This is a genomic window from Psychrobacter sp. Sarcosine-02u-2 (genome assembly GCF_002836335.1).
Classification (GTDB): Bacteria; Pseudomonadota; Gammaproteobacteria; order Pseudomonadales; family Moraxellaceae; genus Psychrobacter; species Psychrobacter faecalis.
The window spans coordinates 1-11,658 of the sequence record NZ_PJBX01000153.1 but is presented as its reverse complement, the minus strand read 5'-3'; the positions used below and the strand labels follow the sequence as shown (position 1 = coordinate 11,658).

The 11,658-nt window shown below is 44.0% G+C and carries 10 protein-coding genes; 4 read left to right on the top strand and 6 right to left on the bottom strand.

Annotation, left to right across the window (positions count from 1 at the left end; translation table 11 throughout):
- Positions 1-1,541 (bottom strand): FAD-dependent oxidoreductase (locus CXF58_RS06525; protein WP_102076944.1); only part of this gene is annotated, 1,541 nt, incomplete at its 3' end.
- A 596-nt stretch (positions 1,542-2,137) separates the two neighbouring features.
- Here CXF58_RS06525 and CXF58_RS06520 point away from each other — a divergent pair.
- Together CXF58_RS06520 and CXF58_RS06515 are read left to right on the top strand one after the other, a co-directional pair.
- Positions 2,138-2,572: a COG4315 family predicted lipoprotein gene (locus CXF58_RS06520; protein WP_068405150.1), complete on the top strand. Its 435-nt coding sequence runs from the start codon at positions 2,138-2,140 to the stop codon at positions 2,570-2,572.
- Positions 2,573-2,949: 377 nt separating this feature from the next.
- Complete coding sequence (locus CXF58_RS06515) at positions 2,950-3,228, top strand: type B 50S ribosomal protein L31 (RefSeq protein ID WP_068405148.1); 279 nt, start codon at positions 2,950-2,952, stop codon at positions 3,226-3,228.
- A 116-nt stretch (positions 3,229-3,344) separates the two neighbouring features.
- On the opposite strand, the gene CXF58_RS06510 is transcribed toward CXF58_RS06515, so the two are convergent.
- The 5 genes from CXF58_RS06510 to CXF58_RS06490 form a co-directional block, all read right to left on the bottom strand.
- Positions 3,345-4,199, bottom strand: coding sequence for an SGNH/GDSL hydrolase family protein (locus CXF58_RS06510; RefSeq protein ID WP_068405146.1), 855 nt, complete (start codon positions 4,197-4,199; stop codon positions 3,345-3,347).
- Positions 4,193-5,590, bottom strand: coding sequence for a nicotinate phosphoribosyltransferase (locus CXF58_RS06505; protein WP_102076943.1), 1,398 nt, complete (start codon positions 5,588-5,590; stop codon positions 4,193-4,195). The genes CXF58_RS06510 and CXF58_RS06505 overlap by 7 nt, the downstream gene beginning before the upstream one ends.
- Positions 5,591-5,719: 129 nt before the next feature.
- Positions 5,720-6,784 carry a bifunctional nicotinamide-nucleotide adenylyltransferase/Nudix hydroxylase gene (locus CXF58_RS06500; RefSeq protein WP_102076942.1) on the bottom strand — a complete coding sequence of 355 codons (1,065 nt, stop codon included), beginning with the start codon at positions 6,782-6,784 and terminating at the stop codon, positions 5,720-5,722.
- Between the two features lie 270 nt (positions 6,785-7,054).
- Entirely contained in the window at positions 7,055-7,690 is a 636-nt protein-coding gene (locus CXF58_RS06495) for a glutathione S-transferase family protein (RefSeq protein ID WP_102076941.1), read from the bottom strand.
- 142 nt (positions 7,691-7,832) lie between these two features.
- On the bottom strand, positions 7,833-8,852 hold the full coding sequence (locus tag CXF58_RS06490; protein WP_102076940.1) for an alpha/beta fold hydrolase: 1,020 nt from the start codon (positions 8,850-8,852) through the stop codon (positions 7,833-7,835).
- A gap of 404 nt (positions 8,853-9,256) precedes the next feature.
- Between CXF58_RS06490 and nfuA the strand changes: the two genes are divergently transcribed.
- A complete protein-coding gene (gene nfuA, locus CXF58_RS06485; protein WP_102076939.1) occupies positions 9,257-9,940 on the top strand; it encodes a Fe-S biogenesis protein NfuA in 684 nt (227 codons plus the stop codon).
- 259 nt (positions 9,941-10,199) lie between these two features.
- Positions 10,200-11,504, top strand: coding sequence for an O-acetylhomoserine aminocarboxypropyltransferase/cysteine synthase family protein (locus CXF58_RS06480; RefSeq protein WP_102076938.1), 1,305 nt, complete (start codon positions 10,200-10,202; stop codon positions 11,502-11,504).
- Positions 11,505-11,658: the final 154 nt, after the last annotated feature.

Sequence of the window (11,658 nt, the reverse complement as noted above, 5' to 3'; positions counted from 1 at the left end):
GTCTCATGAATACTATGATTTACGCCCGCCATTGCCATTGGAAAGCTGCGCTCTTGCGCTAAATGACGCGCGACCTTATCAATTGCTTCGCTATTATTTTGTGCCAAATACGCCCATTCATGCGCATAACGCTGACGGTTTTCTGGCGCCTCATCAGCAACCAAACCAAGCGTCGTCAATTCATCAACGATTTGATCGGCAGCAATCAGCGTCGATGAGGCTTTGACGTTTTCTGCCCGCGCATAGCGAATATTAGAGTATAAGCTCACATCGGCAACGCGCAGCGTATCGTCTTGCCCCGGTATTTGCTGCCCGCCATATAAGGCATTGCCAACTGTACGCGCGCTATGAAAGGTTGGAACGAATTCAGCCACGTAATCAATCGCTTGCTGGCTGCGCGCTTGTAGTGGCGCTTTATCCCAGCCGTCCTCGATATAGTGCAAATATTGCGATGGCAATTTCGGTTGCGCGCTATTTTTGTTAGAAGCAACCAAACCATCATCAAATAGGGTGATAAATTTACTCATGCCATGTATCTGAAAATAACCATCAGGGTAGGGCGTTAGCTGCGCCATGCCCTCAGGGGTACCGCGCTCACCATAGACGATAATTTCAGGAATCTGTCCGCCCGTATCGTCCCAATGAGTGATATAAGACGATTTAAACTCGACCATACGCGTGACTTTGACCCCGACCATATCATCGATGATGCCAGTACGAAAACCACAAGCGTTGATTAAGTAATCAACTTCGATAGAATCCGTTTTGGCTTCAAATTCGGTCTCAGTATCAGAGCGCGCTGCTTGTTGATAATCAATGCGCCATCTGGTCACATGATGGTCAGCGTTTGAGCAGTTTTCACAATCAACTGGCATGACTTGATTAACCTGCGTATCGGTAAAGACATGCGCGTGCTCATAGCCTTCTAAAGCCACTTGTGCAGAAGCTGCCAAACGGAAGATATTCCAGCCATATTCTTGCACGACAATCAGCGGAAATTTAACCTTGTTTAAATCCAAATACTTAGCAACTGGTATCATCCATTCATCAACCGTGCGCGGCACCGCGACTTGCTCGCGCTCAGATAAGGCAATCAGTTGCTCGTGGCTATATAATTGATAGTAGTTTTCAGGTTCGCCGAGTACTTTATTATTACCATCTTCGGCGATAAGCTCTCGATAAGCGTCGGTCAAGATATCTAAACGCGGTAATAAATCCTCAGGCAAACCTTCATCGCGCGTCGGCACCGCAAATACCGTCGGGCGTACATCAATGGTATAAGGATAAAGGCGCAGAATATCGATGCATTGTTTGAGCAGGGCAACGCAATCTTCATCAGGTATTTCACGATATAGGTTGCCACCGGCATGCAAATGACACATCGGCGGCCCGTCAATTAGCGAGGTGTTTTTTTCAAATAAATACGTCTCAAGGCCCAATGCCGCAAGGCGAATCGCGATGGTTGCACCCGCTGTACCGCCACCGAGAATACCAACCCGTTTGCTAGCAGGCACTTGATTGTTCATAACAGAATGAGTCATTGTCGTTGTTATATCCTTAGTCGCATTCCTATCTTCAATTAGTAGGAATGGCTCGGCGTCTTTGTGAAATAATTCGTTGCTAAGTTTCTTTTCTCAAGTTTTTTATATTCGCCGCACTTATATGTTAAATAACGTGTTTTTCTAATGCGTGTTTTTTTGATGCAAGGCTACCGATATGCGTACAGCGAACCCTAAGTTCAACAGTCATTTTAAACCGCTATAGTCATATTTCTTATTGTGTAGTAATTCTTAATATAGGTGTCTTATTCTACGAAAAAATTACTCAAATTAGCATGGCAAAAACGTAAGTAGATGCATAAGTTTTGTCAAAGGACGGCAAACAAGGAGCGACTAAAACACAGCTTTGTAAAAGCATTTTTAAAAAATTGAAGAGCAAACTTTATTTAATTTGTAAACTTTATGTGCTTTTGTAAATTTATATGATGCGAGAAATAACTGATTTTATGTCTGTGCTATAGTAAAAATACTTATGGTCAGCTTTAAGCCGTTTTTTGCTTTAAGGTATAGGATTGCAGACCACAAGAAACCATATAAAAGAAGCAATTTAAAAAACCACTATTAACAAGGACGTTATTATGAAACATATACTTATGTTATCTGTCATTTCTGGTGCATTAGCGCTTAGCGGCTGTTCTACGTTTAACAATATGCTGGGCAAGGATGATTCTGGCATGCATGAGGTGCAAGCGACCACTAAAAATACCGCTCCAGTTGCCAGTAAAAACGGTATGTTGGTCGATGCAACCAATCATATGACCTTATATACCTTTGATAAAGATTCTATGAATAAATCAGAATGTGGCTCAGCTTGTCTGGTTGCTTGGCCAGCGTTTTTGGCACCAAGTAATGCCAAAGCGTCAGGACAGTTTGCCGCCTTTAAACGTGAAGATGGCAAATATCAATGGGCGATGAATGGTAAACCGTTATACTTTTATGCCAATGATACCAAGGTTGGCGATAAAGATGGCGACAACAAACTTGGCGTTTGGCATATCGTAAAAACCAAATAAGTTTCCATTTTTCCAAAAATAAGTTTTCCAAAAATAAGTTTTCCATAAAAAAGGCAGCTAGCGTGGCTGCTTTTTTATGATTATTTATGTGGTTTTTTGACTCAGCATAATGGCGTTAAGTCGAGTTAATGGCATGGTTTTATCGTAGAAGCGGCTTGCATCGAGTAGCAAAAACCGTTAAAATCGCGGTTTGATTTTCCCGCTGGGGAAAGGCTAAGTGAGCAGCGGTGTGGTGTTGGGTGCTGGAATAAGCCAGTGACGTAATTGCCAGACTGATAGATGTCCTTAGTGCCTCAGTTACGTATGTGAGCGTGCTTGATAGTCAAAATGCCATTAAGCAAAAGTGCTTTCCATACATCGGACATAGAGAGTTTATTATGCGTAAAGATATCCATCCTAATTACCAAGAAGTTTTGTTCCATGACACCAACGCTGACGTGTTTTTCTTAACTCGCTCAACCGTTAACACCAAAGCCACTCGTGAATACGAAGGTAAAGAATACCCATACTACCCACTTGATATTTCAAGTGCGTCGCATCCATTCTATACTGGCGAACAACGTAAAACCTCTACTGAAGGCCGTGTTGCAAGCTTCAACAAACGCTTTGGTGCGTTTGGTGGCCGTAGTAAGAAAGCGGCTGATTCTGCTGAATAATTTATACTTATGGTGTAAATACATATCGCGAAGCAGTCTTTTGCTAAGCAATAAAAAACCGCTGACTATTCAGCGGTTTTTTTTATCTAAATTTTAATGTTAAGTATTTGCACTACTCAGCTACTTAACTTAGTAGTCGACGAATCTAGCAACTTCACAATCAATTCTGCCACTTGCTGCGCCCAATAGCCATACATCAAACTGCTTGGATGAAAGCCGTCGCTGGCAAACATCACTCTGATATCGATCGGCGTGCCGTTAGAGTGTTCTTCTATCATGCGCGCAAAGTTCGTTGCCATATAAGTGACATTGTCATGAGCGGCACAAATTTGCTGCAAGCTATTATCAAGGATAGCGGCTTTGGCACCAACGAAGTTATTCAATGGCGCAGGTATTGCAGGCATTTGTGCCATCGGCGGTAAGCTTAAAAAAACCAGCTCGCGTACGCCAAATTTACGCTGGGCGATAGCAATGATATTTTCAATCTGCTGTTGCCATTGAGCCGCAGAGACTTTGGAGGTGGTGTCATTAACGCCGACACTTAATACCATCACATCAATAGGTTGGCTCGGTGCAGGCAACACATAAAGCCTGCGCAAAATATCAAAGCTGGTATGACCCGTGGTCGCTTGCAACGACCAGTTTAAGGTATCAAAAGCGCTTTGGATAGCAGGCTGCTCAGTCAAAATAGGTATCAAATGACCAACCAGCGCCTCTTGTTGGGTTTGACTACCGACGCCAGCCGCTGCCGAATCACCAACGACCATCAGGTTCAATATATTATTGCTTTTACCCTTTGAGGTAATAGGCAAGTTATTGAGCTGAACCTGTCCATGACGCTCGCCATTTGGCTCAGGTAGGCGTACGGTATCACGCTTGATTTTGTGCCCTTGATAAAGGTAAACAGGAGCAAGCAGCACGTCCTTGGCAGCAGCGGTTATTTTATTTTGCATTTTTTTAGTAGCTACCATCCTGCACGCTCCCGAATCGTAGTGAGGTTGTCTTCAATAAGTAATTTACCATCGATATATACATCGCGTAGTAGGTTATCTGCAGCTGACGTTAAATTATCCGCTTTAATGGTATCTATGTTGCCTTTGCTATTTTTTATGAGTGCCAAACGGCCTCTTTTTGAGCGTTTTGAGCGACTGGTGACAGGGTCTTTATAGATATCTTTCCATACACCATCGATAGAGATGGCACTGGCTTTCATCGCCCAGCTCATGGTATCGCGATTGACTTGCTGCAATAAGCCGCCGCCCATCCCAAAGGTGATATTGTCGGCGCTAAAGCCTGCGTTTAAGACCACATCGATGATTTTGCTTAAGCTTTGCGGGCTGATACCATCGCCTTGGATAATGCGTACATAGTCGGGCAGCACTTTATAGCCTTTGCTATTGATGGTGGTGCCAAACTTTACCGCCAAACGCTCCAAGGCTTCGCGCACCACTTTTGCCGGATCGCCGCTATCTGGACGGATAACCAAAGTTCCGCCCATATTTTTGACGTCGTCTTTTAGGCTACCGCCCCAAATATTATCAATGGCATTCCATAAATCATAGCTGTCAGATACCACAGAAAAACTTTTACCAGCGCCGCCAAATTGTTCAATCATATTGGCAAAGGCGGCAGTTTCTCCGTCGCGACCCCACGCCGTCATGGTGCTATGCTCAGCAGCAGGGATAGAAAAAGCAGCTATTTCTTTGTCCATGTGATACCAGCGGCTGGCGGCAACCAAGGCCGTCATCGAGTCGGTACCAGCAAAGTTCACCAAATGCGCAAGACTACCAAGGGCGACAGATTCTTGACTAGACGCACCGCGCGAACCAAAATCATGCAAACGGAAAATCAGCGACTCGGTATTGTCGGCAGATTTTTCTAGTGCCTGACGAATGATGCCTTTGCAATAGTGCGAGACGCTAGCGACGGTTGAGGGATACCAAATCGCACGCAGTAGCGCCGTTTCGATATAGCTTGGTAGCCAATAGAACTCAGGGTCAGTATTAATAATTTGGCAGACCACATTGGATGCTGGAACGACGCTGCCTTCAGGAATGGCTTCGATGCGCAGTGGCAGATAGCCGCCATACTTATCGACTAACAGCTCCCAACCGGCACGGTTAAAGGTCAAGCCATGGGCTTGAATGACCGTTTCGGCTTCATCGATATCTTGATGGGTAATCGGCGTGCTAAGGTATTCTTTGATAAAGGCTTGCAAGCCAAAAAATACCACATCGTAGTCACCTTTACGCGCTTCGATATAGCTTGATAGATACTCGCTACCTTTTGGATATTGCACCCAATGGGAGGTTTTATAGCTGTCGCTATTTAAGATTAAATTGTTTAAATTGCTGGTGTACATCACAGAACTCCTCTGCTTTGAGATGCCGCAGCTGTTTTTTAATAACCGCTGCGGCGGTGAGCCATTGCCGTCTATCGGCGCTGGCGTGAAAAAAGGTTAATAAAAATTGCACAGTCGCCTGATAAAAGCCTACAAACCAACCATTTTAGCGATAATCGCATAATGGTCTTCAAACATCATGGTGGCATCAAGCTCAGCGAGTGGCAGCCAAAACGCTTTGGCTGCATCGTCGCCACCTTTGACTTTTGGCAACCCTTTTGGGTCGTTTTTTAGCTGAAAATAAAAAGCTTGGGTAATCGTACGCCCACGCGCTGAGCGATACGGGTCGTCAAAGGTATGCTGACTATGACAAGAGCCGCGTAGCACCGGTTCAGGCACTTTTAAGCGCGTCTCTTCGCGTAGCTCGCGGATACAGGCATCAAATAAGGTTTCTTTTGGATTCAAAAAGCCACCCGGTAATGCCCATAGCCCGCGTCCTGGCATACTGCGGCGCTCAACCAATAAAATATGCCCTGATTGCACGACGAGCGCATCAGCGGTCATAAAGGTTGGCGGATAAGGCGCAGACTCCCATTGTCTTTTATATTTATCGACGAAATCGGCTTCTTCATGCAGGCTTTGATAAATATCAGTCTTTTTAAAGTCATTGAGAACGTTGCGGGTTGATTCAGGGGTGCGCTCAGGCGTTGGCGTGGCGCCCATTAGGTAGCTGTCACGAATAGGGGTCGCGGATAAATTGTGATAATTGGGCACAGAAACCGACGCCCAATTTGGGAATAAGGACAAGTAATAAGATGAGCTGTCTTTTGAATGACCAATCAGCCCAATATCGCCTTCTAAATCGCCTGTGACCGACTTGACGCCCGCTTGCACATATTGCAGCCAACGCGTGTCATTGTAGAGCGCATCGTCGAGACCGACGCAGTGAATTCGCGCCGCTTCTACTGGCGAGTAGGCGTTCTTGATCATCGCCGCGCGTTCATCGACACTAAATGGATTACGCAAACTACGAGGCAGGTTGGCAGAACCGATCAGCATAATGACGTTATCGGCACGTTTTAATGCTTCATCGACCACTGCCTTGTGCCCGCAGTGAAAAGGCTGGAAACGTCCAATAAATACCAAATAACGGTAGTCTTTATTATTATTGTTATCCGAGGTTTTATCCGAACCTTGCTCTGCTGTTTCACTCATAACGGCCAACTCCTAACTTACTGCTATCAATTATCAATTCAAAATGTCTCAAAGAGGCTAATACTGACACAGCCTATATCTGGCTGACAAGTATAAAGATGTTTAGTGCGGTGACTTTATCGCTTTAAAGAATTTTAGCGCTTGGTTTTTGCGCTATGAATGTTATTTTAAAGGACAATATTTTTATAGATATAAAAGCAGAAACCCTTCTAAAGGTTAGAAAGGTTAAGGTTAGAAAGATTTTTGCAAACGCTCAAAAAATTAAAAATATCAAATCTCAAGTGTTTTGATTTTTTCTAAGCCTTGCTGCTCAATGACGGCAGTCAAACCTTTATCTTCTTCAATACGTTTGACAAAGGCATCAAGGTTTTTATAGTCAGATAGATCAATCTCAAACTTTTTCGCCCACGTTAGGGTGATATATAAGTAAATATCAGCCGTGGTTTTGCTGCCTGTTAGATAATCAGTTTTACCGAGCTGCTCGTTGGGGAGTCTAAGCAAATGGGCGATTTTTTCTTTGGCTTTTTGCTTTAAGCTTTCTTGTGCATCATCGCCTTCAACAAAGCCATCAGGGCCAAAGAGCGGGGCAAAGGCTTTATGCAGATCGGCATTCAAAAATCCTAGCCAATGCATCAGCTGTCCTTTACCAGCTGGTGAAGTATCTGAACCAAAGATGTTGGCATCGGGATAGGCGGCATCGATATAGACTTGGGTGGCGATGTTTTGAGTAATGATAGTGTCGCCATCGACGATAGCTGGCACCGCACCTTGCGGATTGATACGTAGATATTCTTCTGATTTGACCGAATCGTGATCTAAAAGCTTAAGCTCGTAATCTGCCCCCGTCCATTCGAGGGCGGTATGCGGCACAACGGCGCAAGTTCCTGGTATGACATATAACTGCATAAATTACTCCTTTGGATTTATTATGGCGTTCAATCCAGTCTAAACAGCCAAACTGGCTAAGTCAGTTATGTTATGTGAAGTTAGTTTTAGGAGATGTAGTATTATGCTGTTTGCGTCATTTGACCTATTCTAATCTGCAAGTTTACCCTGCATGTTGCTCAATCCATGCCGCCACCGTTGGCCAAATCTCTTTGGCAGCCGTACGACTGTTTAAAATGCGGCTATGGGTATAATCATCCAAATCGCCACTACTTCGCGCATATTCGCGAAAAACGTTGGCAGAGTTTTTGTTGAGAGTGTTATTATTGAAAGAGTCATTGTTGGAAGACTCATTAAAGTCGTTAAAAAGTGACAGGCAACCTTGAGTTGGCGAGATGAATTTATCACCCTTGGCGCTGATAGCATAAATGGGTATAGTAATATTCGGCATATACTGTCGATAATCAAAAATCGCACTTTCAGGAGTATTTTGCTGGCGAGCGCTGCTATCAAAAGCACTTTTCTGAATACCATTCGCATCTATATCACTTTGCTGAATAAAACTGCTGTGAAAGTTTTTATGCAAATTCCATTGATACCATTGATTCATGGTGTGATGGCTTTCATTGATAGGACCCAGTTTGAGTTTTCTGGCAGGTATATAGCCAAATAGACGCGTAAATAGTTTAGCGGCGACTATTTTAAAGTAGTTCTTCGGATTGACGATTGCGCCGTACACTTGGCAAGCAAACACGCTGATGCTATTTATTCTAGCGATATACTGCGGATTTTGGATTAAAAACATCGTTAAGCCCGCACCGCCGCCACTATGGGTGACGCAGTGTAAATTGCTGAGCTTTAATTCGTTTAATAAATAATCGAAAGTGGCGGGAAAATCATAGGTGGCGACAGTTTCGAAATTAAATTTGTCTGTTGGCAACGAGCTTGCGCCATGACCGCGCCATTCCATGATATAGCAATGATGCCCAAGTCCAGCTAAGTATTCAGCCATTCTTAAGCAGGTTTTTTTATCCGAAAAAGTGCCGTGGGTTAAGAAGATATTTTGACCTTTATTAGCATTAACGATAGATAATTGATGGCTTTTATCACTATCGAATATTTCCCAAATAGCGATTTGTACGGCATCTTTAGTCGTTACCAATGTTAGATTCTCAGTCAACATACTGCTCTCTCAAAATAGTTAAGATTCTGATATTTATTCTTTTAAACTTTTCATAAGCTCTTTAGTGCATTCTACGCCCGCTAGACTTGATAAGTCTGCACACTGTCTTTATATACTATGAAGATAAAGGCAGCTTACTATAGGTAAGCCTTATTAAAAATAGCCATCGCTTAAAACCTCAGCGCTTAAAAATCGCTACTGCCAATTCACACTAGTCCAGTCGGAATTATGCGTTAAGTGCGCTATAATAGACACCATAAAGAGCCATAAAGAAATTTTCATCACGGTCAAAGCATTAAAACGATAAGCCAAAATGATGGTAATTTCATTAGTCCCAACCTCACATAGACGACACAGTAGACGTGGCCAATATAACGCTTGTGTCATAACACATAGGAAGCATTATGAGTGAACACAATCCAACTGATACTCAAGTAAACCCTGCTGCCGATTACGAGTCAGCGTTAGATACTGAGCAAACCGAAGCCAAAAGTAACATCACCATCACTGAAGCGGCGCAAGGGTATTTGGCAGATTTATTAGCGAAGCAAGATACCGATGGTATCGGCGTGCGTATTTTCGTCGAGCATCCAGGCACACCGCGTGCCGAATGCTGCATGGCGTACAATCAGCCAGGCGAAGAAGACAGCGCTGATCTAAAATTGACTTATGATGATTTTTCGGCCTTTATTGAAGCGGCGTCCGTGCCTTATTTAGAAGATGCGGTGATCGATTATAATAAAGACCGCTTTGGTGGGCAGTTGACGTTCCGTGCGCCAAACTCAAAAGTGCCAAAAGTTGGTGCTGATGCCAGTGTCGAAGAACGTATAAACTATGTCTTGCAGTCTGAGATTAACCCAAGCTTGGCCGCTCATGGCGGTGATGTCCAGCTGCTTGAATTGATTGATGAAGAAGGCGTTGGTTTGACCGCGATACTAAAATTCGGTGGTGGTTGCCAAGGCTGTTCAGCGGTTGATATGACCTTACGTCAAGGCGTCGAGGTACAGCTAAAACAACAAATTCCCGAGCTGACCCAAGTCATCGATGAAACCGACCACACACGTACCGAAAACGCTTACTATAAATAGAAAATGACAAGTCGTTATAAAAATAGCGCCGATATTACCTAGGAATATGCTTATTAGTTTCTTTGTTTATAAATATTGCTTATGAATATTTGTCATTAAGAGATGAAAAATTTGCTATTCTTTTAATAAAGAAGCTGGGTTATGATTAACTCAGCTTTTTTTATGACTTTTTGTTATAACCAATTTTGATAAATGAAATATAGGTTTAATAACCTAACAATACCCCTCTAAATATCCCATGACATTTTAGGAGCACCTTATGAGTGACGGACAACCAGCTAAGCAGAATACCCAGCGCCTTGAAACCTTAGCCATTCACGCCGGCTATAGCGTCGAGCCAACCACCAAAGCGGTCGCCGTGCCTATTTACCACACCAGCTCGTATGCCTTTGATAATACCCAGCATGGCGCCGATTTATTTGATTTAAAAGTTGCTGGCAACATTTACACCCGTATCATGAATCCGACGACGGCGGTGTTAGAGGAGCGCGTTGCGGCACTTGAAGGCGGTATCGGGGCGCTAGCGGTTGCCTCTGGTATGGCGGCTATCACTTATGCGATTCAAACCATTTGTGAAGCAGGTGATAATATCGTCGCCGTATCAACGCTATACGGCGGTACTTATAATTTATTTGCTCATGCTTTGCCGCGCCAAGGTATCGAAGTCCGTTTTTTTGACCATAAAAACCCAGAAGCAATACGTGATTTAATCGATGATAAAACCAAGATGGTCTTTGCTGAAAGTATCGGTAATCCATTGGGTAATATCGTCGATATCCAAGCACTGAGTGACATCGCCCATGAGTATGGCGTACCAGTGGTGATTGATAGCACGGTTGCGACGCCGGCGCTATGCCGTCCATTTGAGTTTGGCGCTGATATCGTCATTCATTCATTGACCAAATATATGAGTGGTACGGGCACCTCAATTGGTGGCGCGATTGTTGATAGCGGAACTTTCCCTTGGGGCGATTATCCTGAGCGCTTCCCATTATTAAACACCCCAGATGAAAGCTATCACGGCGTAAACTTTGTCAAAGACGTCGGCGCAGCGGCATTTATTGCCCGTGCTCGCGTCGCGCCTCTACGTAATACTGGCGCGGCAATCAGCCCACTTAATGCTTTCGGTATCATGCAGGGGATGGAGACATTGAGCTTGCGTATGGAGCGTCATGTGCAAAACGCGCAAGCGGTTGCTGAATATCTACGCGACCATGACAAAGTTGCTTGGGTAAAATATGCTGGTTTGCCAGACCATCCTGAGCATGAGCTTGCGCAAAAATACATGAAGGGCACGCCATCTGCTATTTTAACCTTTGGGGTAAAAGGTGGCCTCGAAGCAGGCGCGCGCTTTATTGATGCGCTGCAACTGATTACGCGCTTGGTCAATATCGGTGATGCTAAGTCGCTCGCTTGTCATCCAGCGACCACCACCCATCGTCAGCTTAACGAGCAAGAGCTAGAAAACGCGGGTGTTAGTGCGGATATGGTGCGTCTGTCAATTGGGATTGAGCACATTGAAGATATCAAAGCTGATTTAGAGCAAGCACTTGCCGCTGTTTAATTGAGCAATTATTTTGTTTTATAAATGTATACTAAAAAGCCCATATCCGATGATGTGGGCTTTTGCTTGTTAGATGCTAAAGTTTTGTAGGCAATCCTAAATAACCCCAGTTCGGGATAAGCCACATTGTAACTCATTGATACTATTTACAATA